This window comes from Gammaproteobacteria bacterium (genome assembly GCA_003696665.1).
In the GTDB taxonomy this organism is placed as follows: domain Bacteria; phylum Pseudomonadota; class Gammaproteobacteria; order Enterobacterales.
Window position 1 is genome coordinate 1 of the sequence record RFGJ01000095.1, and the last position, 15,423, is coordinate 15,423.

The 15,423-nt window shown below is 51.9% G+C and carries 18 protein-coding genes; 13 read left to right on the forward strand and 5 right to left on the reverse strand.

The features are described from left to right. Positions 1–41: 41 nt before the first annotated feature. Positions 42–452 carry a hypothetical protein gene (locus D6694_03165; GenBank protein ID RMH46699.1) on the reverse strand — a complete coding sequence of 137 codons (411 nt, stop codon included), beginning with the start codon at positions 450–452 and terminating at the stop codon, positions 42–44. A 135-nt stretch (positions 453–587) separates the two neighbouring features. On the opposite strand from D6694_03165, the gene D6694_03170 reads away from it, so the two are divergent. After that, positions 588–1,886: a multifunctional CCA addition/repair protein gene (locus D6694_03170; GenBank protein ID RMH46700.1), complete on the forward strand. Its 1,299-nt coding sequence runs from the start codon at positions 588–590 to the stop codon at positions 1,884–1,886. After that, a complete protein-coding gene (locus tag D6694_03175; protein RMH46701.1) occupies positions 1,873–2,433 on the forward strand; it encodes a peroxidase in 561 nt (186 codons plus the stop codon). Before D6694_03170 ends, D6694_03175 begins: the two co-directional genes overlap by 14 nt. Here D6694_03175 and D6694_03180 read toward each other — a convergent pair. Beyond that, complete coding sequence (locus D6694_03180; protein ID RMH46702.1) at positions 2,424–3,296, reverse strand: hypothetical protein; 873 nt, start codon at positions 3,294–3,296, stop codon at positions 2,424–2,426. The genes D6694_03175 and D6694_03180 overlap by 10 nt on opposite strands. A gap of 75 nt (positions 3,297–3,371) precedes the next feature. Here D6694_03180 and D6694_03185 point away from each other — a divergent pair, with 75 nt between their 5' ends. Then, complete coding sequence (locus tag D6694_03185) at positions 3,372–4,031, forward strand: hypothetical protein (GenBank protein ID RMH46703.1); 660 nt, start codon at positions 3,372–3,374, stop codon at positions 4,029–4,031. On the opposite strand, the gene D6694_03190 is transcribed toward D6694_03185, so the two are convergent. Continuing rightward, on the reverse strand, positions 4,018–4,794 hold the full coding sequence (locus D6694_03190; protein RMH46704.1) for a pteridine reductase: 777 nt from the start codon (positions 4,792–4,794) through the stop codon (positions 4,018–4,020). The two genes, D6694_03185 and D6694_03190, sit on opposite strands and share 14 nt — an antisense overlap. A 70-nt stretch (positions 4,795–4,864) precedes the next feature. Between D6694_03190 and D6694_03195 the strand changes: the two genes are divergently transcribed. The 4 genes from D6694_03195 to D6694_03210 all read left to right on the forward strand — a co-directional run bounded on the left by D6694_03195 (position 4,865) and on the right by D6694_03210 (position 7,781). Further along, complete coding sequence (locus D6694_03195) at positions 4,865–6,070, forward strand: class I SAM-dependent methyltransferase (protein RMH46705.1); 1,206 nt, start codon at positions 4,865–4,867, stop codon at positions 6,068–6,070. A gap of 15 nt (positions 6,071–6,085) precedes the next feature. Further along, entirely contained in the window at positions 6,086–6,880 is a 795-nt protein-coding gene (locus D6694_03200; GenBank protein RMH46706.1) for an undecaprenyl-diphosphate phosphatase, read from the forward strand. Positions 6,881–6,956: 76 nt separating this feature from the next. Next, a complete protein-coding gene (locus D6694_03205; protein ID RMH46707.1) occupies positions 6,957–7,481 on the forward strand; it encodes a peroxiredoxin in 525 nt (174 codons plus the stop codon). A gap of 18 nt (positions 7,482–7,499) precedes the next feature. Next, the gene (locus tag D6694_03210) at positions 7,500–7,781 is read left to right on the forward strand and encodes a TMEM165/GDT1 family protein (GenBank protein RMH46708.1); all 282 of its coding nucleotides are present in this window, start codon (positions 7,500–7,502) and stop codon (positions 7,779–7,781) included. On the opposite strand, the gene D6694_03215 is transcribed toward D6694_03210, so the two are convergent. Next, on the reverse strand, positions 7,735–9,720 hold the full coding sequence (locus D6694_03215) for an EAL domain-containing protein (GenBank protein RMH46709.1): 1,986 nt from the start codon (positions 9,718–9,720) through the stop codon (positions 7,735–7,737). The two genes, D6694_03210 and D6694_03215, sit on opposite strands and share 47 nt — an antisense overlap. A 143-nt stretch (positions 9,721–9,863) precedes the next feature. On the opposite strand from D6694_03215, the gene tsaD reads away from it, so the two are divergent. From tsaD to D6694_03245, 6 genes are all read left to right on the forward strand, one after another. Beyond that, complete coding sequence (gene tsaD, locus D6694_03220) at positions 9,864–10,883, forward strand: tRNA (adenosine(37)-N6)-threonylcarbamoyltransferase complex transferase subunit TsaD (protein ID RMH46710.1); 1,020 nt, start codon at positions 9,864–9,866, stop codon at positions 10,881–10,883. Between the two features lie 10 nt (positions 10,884–10,893). Further along, positions 10,894–11,250, forward strand: a complete 357-nt coding sequence (gene folB, locus D6694_03225; protein ID RMH46711.1) for a dihydroneopterin aldolase — start codon at positions 10,894–10,896, stop codon at positions 11,248–11,250. After that, positions 11,247–11,735, forward strand: coding sequence for a 2-amino-4-hydroxy-6-hydroxymethyldihydropteridine diphosphokinase (gene folK / locus D6694_03230; protein RMH46712.1), 489 nt, complete (start codon positions 11,247–11,249; stop codon positions 11,733–11,735). The genes folB and folK overlap by 4 nt, the downstream gene beginning before the upstream one ends. Positions 11,736–11,843: 108 nt before the next feature. Further along, complete coding sequence (locus tag D6694_03235) at positions 11,844–12,080, forward strand: nitrite reductase (protein ID RMH46713.1); 237 nt, start codon at positions 11,844–11,846, stop codon at positions 12,078–12,080. Position 12,081: 1 nt separating this feature from the next. Then, on the forward strand, positions 12,082–12,666 hold the full coding sequence (locus D6694_03240) for a LemA family protein (protein ID RMH46714.1): 585 nt from the start codon (positions 12,082–12,084) through the stop codon (positions 12,664–12,666). A gap of 12 nt (positions 12,667–12,678) precedes the next feature. Continuing rightward, a complete protein-coding gene (locus D6694_03245; GenBank protein RMH46715.1) occupies positions 12,679–14,616 on the forward strand; it encodes a hypothetical protein in 1,938 nt (645 codons plus the stop codon). A gap of 13 nt (positions 14,617–14,629) precedes the next feature. Here the strand turns inward: D6694_03245 and D6694_03250 are convergent, their stop codons facing one another. Further along, complete coding sequence (locus tag D6694_03250; protein ID RMH46716.1) at positions 14,630–15,415, reverse strand: hypothetical protein; 786 nt, start codon at positions 15,413–15,415, stop codon at positions 14,630–14,632. Positions 15,416–15,423: the final 8 nt, after the last annotated feature.

Here is a 15,423-nt window from a genome sequence, read left to right on the forward strand (position 1 = left end):
GCCTTGCCGGCACCGTCCAACAATTTACGGTGAAGGAATGACTAATCGTTAAACTGACAAAACCTAAGATGGGTTCGACAATGCGATGTCTGGCCAGATATGGCCAGATGCCTCTCAAAAAGATGTGAGTTGTCGGTACTTTCCGTCGCTAAAAATTCTTCAAGTACGACGCCAGCCAACCAAGGCACCACTACAAATACTGGTTGCGGCGAGGTTCGCTCGGCAGGTGGTGTTTTGCTCATTTTTTCGGGACAATGCCCCTGTTCCGAGTCGGGGCAACAGTGATGCTGCTTGCTATCGTGATGGGCCAAACCAGGCGCGTGAACATCAATTTTGGTGATTGATGCATGCCCATTGCCGTGGGCTGGCATCGCCGGCACAGGCCACTGACAGCACCATAATGCCATCATAAAACATGCCAGCAGCAGTTTTGTGCGCACCAACCCCGTCATTTCGGAACCCAGTCTCGCCATCTCCCGCAACGCTAGCGCATTGACCACCGAGAGTCAACTTGATACCCCACCATCGGCACGACTAGATGTGCGCCATCTGTTTTTCAAGAACAAAATGTGCCATGCTGATCAGTCATGGCAACTCGTCTACAACAAATATTGAACCTCCAAGCATATCGTTTAACAGAACGAGCTATAGCTTACCCAGTCGGGGGCGCGGTCAGGGATCACCTGATGGGTAAAACGCCAAGCGACGTGGACTGGGTGGTGGTCGGGGCCACACCCGAGATAATGACACAATTGGGATTTCAACCCGTGGGCCGCGACTTCCCGGTTTTTCTGCATCCTGAAACTGGTGAAGAATACGCTTTGGCCAGGACGGAAAGAAAAACAGGACGCGGTTATCACGGCTTTAGCTTTTTCGCCTCACCAGAGGTGACCCTAGAAGAAGATTTGGCCCGCCGTGACTTAACCATCAATGCCATGGCCATAGATGAAAACGGGCAACTGATCGACCCCTACGGTGGGCGCTGTGATTTGGCACAGCGACGTTTAAGGCACATTACTTCAGCGTTCGCCGAAGACCCATTACGGGTACTGCGTGTGGCGCGTTTTTTGGCGCGCTGGCACCAAGAAGGCTTTGTCATAGCCGACGAAACGCTTGCCTTGATGGGAACCATCGTGGCGTCGGGCGAAATGCAATATCTGACGCCTGAGCGCGTATGGAAAGAAACCGAGCGCGCCCTGGCCGAGTCCTCCCCACGAGCTTATTTTGAAACACTGCGGGAATGCGGTGCCCTTGCTGTACTCTTTCCGGAAATCGACCGGCTCTATGGCGTGCCCAACCCACCCAAATGGCATCCTGAAGTTGACACCGGCATACACACGATGATGGTCCTTGAGCAAGCCAGTTTACTCACCAACGACCCAATGACGCGATTTGCCGCGCTCTGTCATGATTTGGGCAAAGGTGTCACACCACAATCGCAATGGCCAAGCCATAAAGGTCATGAACATCGCGGAGTTCCAATTATTGAAGAACTATGCGAGCGTCTCAAAGCACCGAAGGCTTGGCGCGAACTTGCCACGCTGGCAAGTGAGTTTCACCTGTATGCACACCGCGCCACAGAACTCAAACCAAGTACCTTGGTGCGACTGTTCGAACAACTGGACGCGTTTCGCCGTCCAGAAAGATTTGCCAGATGGCTGCTTGTGTGTGAAGCCGACTTCCGCGGACGAACTGGTTATGAACATCGGCCCTATCCACAAGGCGACTTCTTGCGAGCCGCATTCCAAGCAGCACAATCGATCAATGCGGGGCAAATTGCCAAGCGCTGCGACAATCCACAAAAAATTCCGCAACAAATTCACCTCGCGCGTGTCCATGCTGTACGACAATGGAAACAAGGAGCACAAACGCATGGCTTACATTGAAACCATCGAACCAGAACAAGCACAAGGCGAACTCAAAGCCATTTACGACCAGGTGATTCAGCAGCGCGGCAAAGTCGCAGAAGTACTGAAACTTCACAGCCTCAATCCAAAATCGCTGCAAAACCATCTCGATCTTTACATGACCATCATGTTCGGCCGCTCACCTTTAAAGCGAGCCGTGCGTGAAATGATCGCGGTGGTTGTGTCGGCCGCCAACCAATGCGAGTACTGTCAGGTCCATCATGCGGCAGCACTCAACCACTTTTGGAAAGATGAAGCACGCGTGATGCACCTTCGCCAGGATTACAAGTCAGCGCAGCTCTCCGACGCTGAATTAGCACTGGCCGACTATGCATGGCAGATGACAAAATCTCCTGATGAAGACCATGGTCCAGCCATTGAGCGCATGCGGAAAGTGGGCTGGTCAGATCGAGCGATTCTGGATGCTGCATTGGTTGTTGCCTATTTTAACTTCGTCAACCGTCTGGTGCTGGGCCTTGGGGCGCATCTTGAGGAAGATGCTTGCGAAGGTTTTCATTACGATTGATAACCTTTCATCCAACGATCAAACGCCCGTGCAAAGCGTGCGGGCGATGCCTCGTCCATGTTGAAGTACAACGAAGGCTCAATCAATTCGGCTTCCATAAGCGCCCAGCCATTTTGCCAACGCACCCAATCAAGACGTACATAGAGCAAAGGCTGGATTGTTGACAACAGGTGTTCGCTCAATTCTGGCAATGGCGTAGGTGGTGTGACTGAACGAATGCGGCCGCCATGTTCTTCCTGTACGCGAAAATCTCCCTCTGCCGGGGTTTTCAGAATGGCATGACTGTATTCACCGGCAAAATAAAAAAGCGAATACTCACCTTCATGACAGATGTCGTCCACAAAAGGTTGAAGCATCGCTCTGCGTGATGCAAAACTCGCTTCGATGGACGGCCACTGATCGTCAAGGCTATCAGAGCACACCACATATGTGTGATCCGCATTGGCGCTGATCCAAGGTTTCAGCACAACTTTGCCGCCGTCAAACATCTCACAAGCCCTCAGCACGGTTTCTCGTGTCAAACGTTCCTCCCATTGCGTCGGCAAAATGGGCACACCCTTTTCGTTCAAGTCTTTCAGATAAGTTTTGCAGAGGTTCCAGCGCACCACATCCACCGGATTGAATACCGGAGTACCACTGGCTTCCATGACATCAAGCGTTTGTAAAAACACTTCCGGTTTTTGCTGATAATCCCAGGGCGCCCGAATCACGATCGCATCGTAATGCCCCCAATCAACATCGGCTGTCCACGGCACCATCTCGGCTTGCCATCCGATGGCTGCCATTGGCTTAATGAGAAGATGGTCATAACATTCAAAGCCGGAAAGATCTTCCATCACCAGCAACGCCACACGCCCTTTCATACGTCAACACCAATCAATTTCACCTGATTGGCATGCTATACTGGGAGCCAGACAAAACCAAGTACGGACAAGGAAATGACCGACCAATTCGACGTGGTGCTGACCAATCGCTTTGTGCCGGGCAAAACAGAGGATGAAGTCAAATCAGCGCTCAGCGAACTATTCAAAGTACCGGTCGCCAAAATAGAACGCATGCTTGCGGCCAATCAGTTCATCATTAAGCGTAATGTCGATCACGCCACCGCCATGAAATATCAAGGGCGTCTGCGACAAGTTGGTGTGCTCGCCTTGATCAAGCCAACAGATATGCCGCTGCCCGAGCCAAAAACACAGATGAAAACGCGCGCCACCGAGCCTACGAGCGGACAAAAATCAGAAACATCAACGGTGGCGCGCGAACCAGAAGCGCAATTGACGACGGCACTTGGCATCGGCGATGCACTCCCGCCCAAACCACAACCACCGGTCATCCACATCCCTGACTTCCAGCTTGATCCACCGGGCACCGAGTTACTGAAAGGCGTTTCCAAACCAGTGCCGCCACCACCGCCAAAAACCGATCATTTGTCACTTGCGCCAATCGGCGAACGATTAGGCCCAGAAAACAAGCAACCGGAACGCCACATTGATTTGGGTCACTTGACGCTGGCACCAGAGGGGACACGCTTGAGCGAGCCTCGTCACACCAAGACTGCTGAAATCGACACCTCAAAGCTCAGCGTCAAAGACAATTAGTTGGTGATGGCGGCTGAACACTGGCGGCCAGCGAACGTCCGCCATCAACAGCAATCACCTGACCCGTGACGTAGTGAGCATCGCACGCCAAAAAGACCACCATTTGGGCAATGTCTTCAGGCTGGCCGAGCCGCTTCAGCGGGATCTCCCTAAGCAAAGAGGCCCGAGCTTCCTCATCAAGCGCCGCTTTGCCTTCTGGCCACAATATGGCGCCAGGACTGACGGCATTGACCCGAATGTCGGGCGCCAACTCCACGGCCAAACCCCGCGTCATGGCCATCATCCCCGCTTTGGCCATTTGGTACGGCACATAACCCGGTTGAGCACGTTCGCTCATCGCATCAATGATATTGACAACACTCCCACGGCCCGCGCGAAGGCACGCGGTCAAAGCGCTCGTCAACCGAAATGCCGCACCAGCATTCGCTTCCCAAAGTTGCTGAACCTCAGCCATTGTCGCACTTTCGACAGGCGTGGGGTAAAACGCAGAAGCATTATTCACCAGAACATTGAGGCCTGTCGTCTCTTTGATTTGTCGAACTATCTGTTCACAATCGGACGTTTGTGTCAAATCGCCACGGAGCGTTCTTGCACTGTCTTGTCTGATTTGGTGACACCCTTCAGCCAAGCTTTCTGCTTCCGCTTGCGAGTCACGATAATGAATCCAAACGTTAAAGCCGCGTGCATGAAATGCTTTCACGATAGCGCGTCCAATACGGCGCGCGCCTCCTGTCACCAACACCCATTGTGCTCGCTCACTCATCACTGCCCCTTGCCATTCGCCACCTGTATCAGTAACCTTCGCGGCTAACCGTCATTATCATGAAAATGCCATGGACTATCGTGCGCGAATCTTCCGCGAACTTCAACAGCTTGGCGATTTGCCCCCCCCGACGGACGAGGCCATCGCGCACAGCGAAAAATTAGACCATTACCTGAGACATCTTGCCACCGAAAATGGTGGCACGCTTTTCTTTGACGAGTTTATGGAGGCAGTGCTGTATGCGCCGCAGCTTGGCTATTATGAGGCTGGCGCGACCAAGTTCGGGCCTGCCGGAGATTTTGTCACTGCGCCCGAGATTTCGTCGCTTTTCGGTGCCTGCCTTGCCCACCAGATTATCGAATTATTCAAGGCTGGCGCGACCAAGCAGATACTAGAATTTGGCGCCGGCAGCGGAGCGTTGGCCGAGTCTGTGCTGGCAGAATTGGCCTTACTTGATGCATTGCCGGACCGGTATTTGATCCTTGAACGTTCCGCCGATCTCAGCGCACGACAAGCACAACGATTGGCGTCTTGGCAAGCCAAAGGCGTCAAAGTGGAATGGCTGTCCCGCATGCCATCTCACTTCAATGGGCTGATCGTTGCCAACGAGGTGTTGGATGCCATGGCCGTCAAAGTCTGGCGTTATCACAACAACACGCTGGAGGAACAGGCGGTTGAACCAAGGGACGATGGCTGGCAAAAAGTTTGGCATGCCCCATCGACAAGCTTGCAACAATGGTTTTCCGCGTTACCTGAGCCACTTCGCTCAACCCTCCCAGACGGCTATACGTCGGAAGCAAACCTACAACAAGATGGCTGGATTCGCACGCTCGGCGCACAATTGAACACTGGCGCGATACTCGTCATTGATTATGGTTTTCCTCAACACGAATACTATCATCCCCAGCGTCCCGGCACCTTGATGTGTCATTACCGGCATCACGCCCACAGCGAGCCGACCTATCTATTGGGATTACAAGACATCACCGCCCACATTGACTTCACCTCGTTGGCAAAGTCGGCAAGTGCCGTGGACCTCACCGTGGCGGGTTACATCGATCAAGCCAATTTTCTCACAAACTGCGGACTCACTAACATCATGACACGAACAGCGGGCAACGATCTTAACCAGATGGCGAGACTGGCCCAGCAGGCCAAACTACTGCTACTCCCCTCAGAGATGGGCGAACTGTTCAAGGTCATGATGTTGACCAAAAATCTTCCACAACACTCTTGGCTCGGTTTCATGCACGGAGATCGTCGCCATCGTCTGTAAACTGGAGATATTGTTATGACCTATTGGGAAGCAGTGATACTCGCAATCATTCAAGGGCTCACCGAATTTCTGCCTATCTCGAGCTCAGCACATCTTATTTTGCCCTCTCAATTACTTGGCTTCCCCGATCAGGGACTGGCTTTTGATGTGGCCGTTCATGTGGGGACATTGCTCGCAGTGTTGCTCTATTTTCGCCAAGAATTACAGCCATTGACAAAAGCATTCTTCCACTCGTTTGTCACGCGACGGCTTGACGACGATGCCCGTCTGGCATGGGGCGTCATCATTGGCACCATCCCGGCCGGATTAATCGGGTTACTGGCCAATGATTTTATCGAAGCCAACTTACGCTCCACGCAAGTGATCGCCATCACGACGCTAATTTTTGCGCCACTGCTTTACTGGGGATACCGTGTCGCGGTCAAACACACCCAAAGTGAGTATTCGCTCACTCTACCCAAGGCCTTGCTCATCGGCCTTGCGCAATCACTGGCACTCATTCCGGGCACGTCCCGTTCCGGCGTCACGATGACAGCAGGCTTCTTTCTCGGATTGTCACCAACGGCAGCCGCTCGATTTTCCTTTTTACTGTCTATTCCAGTGATCACACTGGCCGGTGGACTCAAAACCTATGAGCTGATGAGCAGTGCGCACTTTGTCGATTGGGGACACATTGCCATAGGTGTCATTGCCTCGGCCATTACCGCCTATCTCACCATACGTTTCTTCATGGCTTTTCTCCAGCGCGTAGGAATGACCCCGTTTGTCATTTACCGTATCTTGCTGGGGCTGGTGCTCTTGGCCATGTGATCGTTGGCCGATTCGACAATGACGTACTGATAGATTAGTATCGTGGCCTGCCCCATGCGAAAGAGGAAAGTCCCAAATGGTGAGAAGAATCGTGTTATTGGCTTCGTTTATCGTCGCATGCTTGGTTAACGCAGCCGTGACTACCGGGATGTTGGCGCCTGAATTCAAATTGCAGGATCAGCATGGCAACTGGCATAAGCTCTCAGACTATCGTGGCAAATGGGTCGTGCTTTATTTTTATCCAAAAGACGAAACGCCCGGTTGTACCATTGAAGCCAGAAACTTTCGTGATGCCCAAGCTGAACTCGCAGCATTAAATGCGGTGGTCATCGGCATCAGCTTAGATGATGTTAAGTCACACGCAGACTTTGCCAAGACGGAAAAACTCAACTTTCCGATTCTCGCGGATGTTGACCAAAAGGCTGCCAAGGCCTATGGGGTACTCACATCGCTTGGCCCCATCAAATATACCAAGCGCGAGACATTCATCATTGACCCAGCTGGCAACGTTGTGAAGCATTACGCAGACGTGGCCCCCAAGCGACACGCAAACGAAGTGATACAAGATCTGAAAAAACTCAGCGTGGAACTGGCCAATTAATCACACACGGGTTGAATCATGGACTGGAAAGCATTTGCCACCATTTTCATTTCTGTTTTTCTGGCCGAGCTCGGCGACAAAACACAACTCGCCACATTACTCTTTGCCACCGATGGCAAAACCAGTCGCTGGCTCGTCTTTGCCGCCGCCGCAACAGCGCTTGTGGCAACCACCGCGATTGGTGTTTTAGTTGGCCAACAAATCGCCCGCTGGATTGCCCCCAAACATCTCAGTCTAGTGGCTGGCTTTGGTTTTATTGCAATTGGCGTTTGGGTGGTTGTGAGCACGCTGAAAAATTGAAATTACGATAAAAACCTGGAACATCATCGGCCCCCATGGGTTTGGCGAATAGGTAACCCTGGGCAAAGTCATAGTGCAAATGCTGCAATATGGTTAACTGTTCCAGTGTCTCAACGCCTTCAGCGATCAACTTTTTGTCAATGCGTTGGCGCAAAAACGCCAGTGTTTCCACAATTGGATCCATGTTGTTCTCCGAAAGGACTTGCACAAATGCCTTATCGACCTTGATGTAATCAAATGGCAACGTTTGTAAATAACGAAGCGACGAATACCCGGTGCCAAAATCGTCTAGTGCAGCACGGATTCCCTGTTCTTGCAAGATACGTAAACAGGCTTGTGCAGAAAGTACGTTTTCAATGACCACCGACTCGGTCACCTCAAGATGCAACCGACGCGGATCAACTTTGTGGCGCTGGCATATTCGCATCATGTGACTCACAAAATCGCCATGCAGCAATTCAATCGGACTGACATTGACCGACACCCAGAAACGACTGTCATCCCAAACTTTCAACTGCGACACCACCGCCTCAAGCACATAGTGCCCCAATGCGAGAATCTGGCCACTGGCCTCGGCCACGGGAATAAAGACATCAGGGGGAATTACTCCACGTTCCGGATGTTGCCAGCGAACGAGTGCTTCAAAACCAACTGGTTGGCCACTGCTTAAGGCCAGAATTGGCTGATAGACCATAAATAACTCGTCCTGCTGCCTCAAAGCACGACGCAATTCATTTTCAAGAAACAGACGACGACTGACGTCCTGATGAATGCTCGTATCAAACAAACATACCTGCTGTTTGCCTCGCGCTTTTGCCCGATACATCGCGGCGTCAGCATCGCGCATCAGTGCCTCGCTACGCGCTTCACTGAGCTCGGTCGTGGAAACGCCCAAGCTGCCGCCAGGCACAACCTCTCGCCCATTTAAAATGACTGGTTGTCGCAACTCTGTATGGATTCGCCTGGCAATTTGCAGCGCTTCGTTACGATGGCGAATACTGGTCAGCAATATGGCGAACTCATCGCCCCCAAATCGCGCCACCGTATCATTCGGTCGCGTCGCTGCCTCCAAACGCTGTGCCACCACCTTGAGCAGCTGATCACCCGCATCGTGCCCAAGGGCATCGTTAATGTTTTTAAAATGATCGAGATCCAGAAAAATAACAGCGACTTCTCGGCGCTCTCTTTCCCTCACCCTTAACGCTTGTTGCAGGCGATTGGCAAACAACTGTCGGTTGGCAAGTCCAGTCAAGCTATCATGTAAACTCTGATGTGCGAGCCGAGCTTCCATCGCTCGTCGCTCTTCCATATTGCGCCGAAGTGCGGTGATCGTCGCTTTTAGCTCTGCCGTGCGCGCTGCCACTTCCTCTTTTAAACGTCGTTCGCCATCGGCAAGCCTTTGTCGCTGTTCAAACAGCAAAAGCGCGAGTGCCACCTGCCTAGCAATGACATTTAACACTTGTTTTTGCTGCTGATTGTAGCCTTCATCATCGCGATAGGTTTGAATCACCATGGCGCCCGCCACACGATCATCCAACATCAACGGTACGCCAAGCCATTCCGTGGGCACTTCGCCGATGGCCTCTATCTGTCTACTCTCGATCATTTGATTGATTTCAGCCCGGCGGAAGTGACACAACGCCATTTGTGTCAGCATGAGGCCCGTCAGCGTCCGATCAAGCCGTGACCTCGGTAATGTTTGTAATTCACGCAGCGGCACTTGATGACATTCATCGGCATAATAGTCGATCACGAAACCGCTTTTATCTTCTGGCAAACGAATAAAAATACAGTTCGCGGCGGGCATCAGTTTCTTAAGCTGTTTATGAATCCCGGCGTAGACCTCGGAAAGCTCTGTTTCGTCAGAGACGAGGTGGATAACCTCAAACAAGATTTGGGAAAGCTGTTCCGTTGAATGTTCAAATGCTACCGTTTCCATCGCAAGCGTCCTGCCAACGAATGCCTAAGCCCACTATAGACCACAGTCGCTGACAATGCGTAAAATGCGATGAACAAATTTCAGTGGCAAATTTGTAATCCCCTAATACAATATGCGTTCACACGCTCGACGAGGACACCCAGATGCCTGTGCTCGGCATAGAAACTTCCTGCGATGAAACCGGAGTGGCGCTTTACGATGGTGAGCAAGGCCTCATCGGGCATGCGCTCTACTCTCAGGCAAGTTTGCATGCCGACTATGGTGGTGTGGTACCGGAGCTCGCATCACGCGACCATGTCAGAAAGCTGGTTCCGCTGATACGGCAACTACTCAATACAACGGGTTTGTCGCTCACGGACATTCGTGCCATCGCTTATACCAAGGGCCCAGGGCTTGTCGGCGCCCTCCTTGTCGGTGCGTCATTCGGACGCACGTTGGCATACATGTTGGATCGGCCAGCCATTGGCGTCCACCATATGGAAGGCCATTTACTGGCACCAATGCTTGAAGTACCTGCACCAAAATTTCCATTTGTCGCCCTATTGATTTCCGGTGGGCATACGCAACTGTTTGAGGTTCAAGGCATCGGACAATACCGCTTGCTCGGCGAAAGTGTTGACGATGCAGCAGGCGAGGCCTTTGACAAGACCGCCAAAGTGCTGGGGCTAGGCTATCCAGGCGGCCCTGCCCTATCAAAACTGGCGGAAGCAGGTGATCCACACCGCTGGACCTTTCCTCGACCCATGACCGATCGCCCGGGTTTTGACTTCAGTTTCAGTGGTCTCAAAACCTTCGCCGCCAATACCTTTCAGCAATCTCCCCAAGATCTTCAGGCCAAAAGAGACCTCGCTCGGGCGTTTGAAGAAGCTGTGGCGGACACGCTGGCAATCAAGTGCCGCCGCGCCTTAACCGCCACCGGCCTCAAAACATTGGTGGTCGCTGGCGGTGTCGGGGCAAATCATCGCATTCGGGCACGTCTGAACGAAGTTTGTGACAAACTTGGGGGAAAACTTTATTGCCCACGTCCTGAGTTTTGTACCGATAATGGCGCCATGATTGCCCTTGCCGGATGGTATCGCTGGCAAGCTGGCGAAACTGAACCATTAGCGATTACCGCCAAACCACGTTGGCCATTGGCCGAAGAAAGTGAATCTCGCACATAAGGAAAACAAAATGGACATCGTCTATATTCGCGATCTCAAGATTGATACGGTTATCGGAATTTTTGACTGGGAGCGACAAGTCAAACAGACAGTATCGCTGGACATTGAAATGGCGACAGACATTCGTCCGGCCGCCGCAAGCGATAGCATTGAAGATGCGCTGGACTATAAAGCCGTCGCTAAGCGCATTATCCACTTTGTTGAGGCAAGCGACTTTCAACTCGTCGAAACCTTGGCTGAACGTATCGCGGACATCATCGTCAATGAGTTTCATGTGCCTTGGGTCAAACTGCGTGTTTCCAAACCCGGGGCCTTGCGCGGCTCCATGGATGTCGGCGTCATCATTGAACGGAAAGCAGAGGGATGAGTACGACAGTCTACCTTGGTCTGGGTAGCAACATTGAACCAGCCAAACATATCCGAAGCGCCATAGTTGCGCTGCGTAACGCATTTGGACCGCTCGACATATCACCTATTTATGAAAGTCGGGCGGTCGGCTTTGAGGGCGACAATTTTCTAAATCTTGTTGTTCAGTTGACGACTCATCAGACACTACTCGAACTTATCGATACCCTGCACAGCATAGAAGACCAGCTCGGTCGCCGTCGGAACGGGCCAAAGTTCAGCGCTCGTACCATTGACATTGACATTCTTCTGTACGGTGAACTGGTCTGCGACAAGCCAATCACGCTGCCTCGCCCGGAGATCACAGAAAACGCCTACGTTCTGAAACCGTTGTGTGACCTCGCGCCCGATGTGTTCCATCCGGGCACTGATCTGACGTACCGCGAGCTATGGCAGCGCTACCCAAAAGACAAGCAAAGCCTATGGCCTGTCTCGCTTGATCTTTAAATACACAGACTTTCACTGGCGTGCCACTTCGATCTATAGTGGCCATTAAACCAACAGATAAATAATTGCGTCAGAGACTGAGACATCACACGCGACAGGAGAACAAAGATGGGTCACTATACGTTTTTGACCATCGTTGGCGTTGTCTTCATCATTGGGCAAATCATCCGCACTGCGATCAAAGAACGTCATCGGAACGAGGATGAGGCACTCACGAATACTGTACAAGAAAAGCTAGAATCCTTAGAAAAACGGATTCAAGTGCTGGAGCAAATTGTCACAGATAACAAGTATCAATTAGAGCAAGAATTGGCCAAGCTGGCCGACGAACAAAAGGAGCACTAAGATGGGCTTGTGGATCTTTTTGGGCATCATCGCCCTCGTCTTTTTCTATTTGATTGGGATTTACAACAAACTGGTTGCCTTGCGCAATCGGTTCAAAAATGCATTTGCACAAATCGACGTCCAACTTCAACGGCGTTATGACCTGATTCCTAACTTGGTCGAGACGGCCAAAGGCTACATGCAACACGAACGCGAAACCCTAGAGGCGGTGATCGAGGCTCGAAATCAGGCCATGGCCGCCGCCAAAATAGCCAGCCAAGCGCCAGACAATGGCAAGGCGATTGCCACGTTGGCTGGTGCCGAGACCGCCCTTGGCGGTGCACTTGGCCGACTGTTCGCGTTGGCAGAAAGCTACCCAGAGCTCAAAGCCGATCAGACCATGCAGCAGCTCATGGAAGAATTAACACATACCGAAAACAAAGTGGCCTTCGCCCGACAAGCATTTAACGATGCGGTCATGTTCTACAATACCTATCGCGAGCAGTTCCCCAACAGTATCATTGCCAACAGTTTCGGCTTCAAAGAAGCCCAAATGCTTGAACTGGAAGACGAAGGCGCCCGAAAAGCCCCCAAAGTTCAGTTCTGACGGTGAAACGTCATGGCAGATTTTTTCGAACTGCAAGAGCGGGCTAGAAAAAAAACGCGCCTCTTAGTCCTGCTTTTTTTTCTGGCCCTTGTGACTACGGCGTTGGCTGTCGATTTGATTGTGTTTCTATTCATGATTGAACAACCTAAAACGCCGTTTTTTACACAATGGTGGCAGCACCTCACGTCTGGCCCTGGCCTGATGACCATCGGCATTACCTGGTCCATCATCCTGATTGGTACACTGGCCACCTTAAACAGCATCGCCAAAGGCGGTAAGCACATCGCCCAACTGGTTGGCGCCACCCCAATCCCAACCAATACCAGCAATTTGAAGATACAGCAATTACGCAACATCGCCGACGAAATGGCGATTGCAGCCGGCATTCCCCAACCGGAGCTGTATATCCTCGAAAACGAGCCTGGCATCAATGCCTTTGTCGCCGGACTGAGCTCCGACGATACCGTCATGGTGGTCACTCAAGGATTGCTCGACAATCTGAACCGGGAAGAAATTCAAGCGGTTGTCGGACATGAGTATAGCCACATTCTCAACGCGGACATGAAGCTGAACCTACAACTTTGGGGCTGGCTGGGCGGATTAATGATGATCGCACAAATTGGCTGGTTTTTGATGGACACACAACACTATCGCGCCTCAAGCCGACGCAACAAATCAACCAGCCAGGACAAGTCTGTCGGCCTTTTGCTTGTCATCATCGGCTATGTGTCGCTGTTTTTCGGTCGTCTGATCAAAGCGGCCGTCTCGCGACAAAGGGAGTTCCTTGCCGACGCGAGCTCTGTCCAGTTCACGCGCAACAAAGATGCCATGATCAACACCTTGATGGCCATCGCCAATCACGCCTCGCAAGGACATCTCCAAAACGAAAGACGTGAATCAATGAGCCACATGTGTTTTGCTGAGCCGATGTCTATATGGTTCAGTTCACTATTGTCCACTCATCCTCCCATTGAGAAACGAATTCAAGCACTGGAGCCTGCACTGACACCAAAATCGATCGAGCGGCTGGTACAACGTCGGCGAAATCGCCAAACCGTGTCACCTCAACAAAATCACGAGCCGCAGAGGCTCAGCGATCCGCAGTCCCGAGCACAACATGATATGGTGGATGTGGCAGTGCTCGCCGCACAGATCGGGGCGCTCAGCGAAACGCACATTCGTGCTGCTCAAAAACAGCTACAAAGTGTGCCAAGCGACTTACTAGACGCATGCCGGAAACAGCCAGAGCTGGCCCCAAAAGCCTACTTGCTGCTTGCTGTGATGGCGGACTACGGACACCAACACCCTGCCGTCAATCAGTGGCTCGACACCCATGTTCCGGACACAAACGAACGGCAACTACTCGGTCAACTGACACACATACCGCCGGAAGGACGCATGGTCACCGCCCTGAAGCTCCTTGAGGTGCTCAAGACTGAGGATCAACAAACACGCCAGGCCTTTTGCGAAGCCTTGAAGGCATTGTGCCTTAGCAACCAGCGTATGACCTTCAGTGAATACAGTTTAATCGCCCTCGCATGGCGACGGCTGGCATTGCTCCCCCCTCATCGAGGCAAAAACATCACTCGGCTTCGCCAAGCACAAAGCGCTTTGGCGATCGTGCTCTCCCAAACAGTGTATCTATCTGGGAACGACCCCATCGTACAAAAAAAGACGTTCGAACATTTCTGGCGTCGTTTTGCGTTGGGCACAGTGGACTATCCGGGTTCGGTGTCGCTCCCCCAACTGCATCAGGCCCTGTTGACCCTTGCATGGCTGAACCCGATGCTCAAAAAAAGCGTCATGCAAACCTTGATTGATGCGGTCGAACATGATGGACGTATCACTCTGCCTGAATATGAATGGATAAGAGTACTAGGCGAATACTTGGAAATCCCGGTGCCCGCGATGTCAGTCCGTGCTTCTGAAGAAAACGGCGGACAAAACTGACGCGAGCATCCGCTTACGATAATTCAACGAGCTGGTGTAGACACTGCTTTAACTTTTCATCGATTTCACTGTGTGGCTCTGGATCATGGCACATGCTTGCGATATCACTATCAATCACATCGTGCCAACGATTCATTTCAACCAACAACCCCCACAATTCCTCCATCTCCTTTTCAGCTTCGGAAAGCTTGTTTTGCTGAACATACTGAATCCATCGATGCATCGGTTCGCTTAACACACCAGTGGTTGCGTCAGCAAACCAAAACTTATGGACATAGTGTGCAATGCGCTGCCACAGAGCAGAGCGATAGCCCGGCCCCTCCTCAACGAACAGCTCATATAAACGTTGCCGTGATCTCTTCCAATGGCACAACTTATCGCGCAGCGCTAATAAACGAAGGAAGAAGTCTGAAGATGTGTCAAAAACCAAACCAGGCTTATCGTCGTCATCCACGTTTCCCCAACTTCGGAGCAACCGCTGATACCACGGTCTGACTTCCGCAGGCGCTCGCAACGCCATCACAGACCGAAGTGCCGAAAGACGAGAATATAGCGCTTCCTCAAACAAAAATCGGTAGATGTCATTCGCCGTTGCCAGCGCACATCCCGGCTGTGACAACTGCTGGAAAGTTAACCCTTGCGGCTCGCCGATGCCATTCGGGTGTTCATGATGTTCACCAACAGCACGACACAACAGTTTCGGCATAGAAGGCACTGCTTCCAAAAAAATTCTGGCCAAAATTGGGTGCTGCCTTGCTAGGTCAAAACCACTGTCTTCAAACCGATACAACCACCCCACATCCTGCA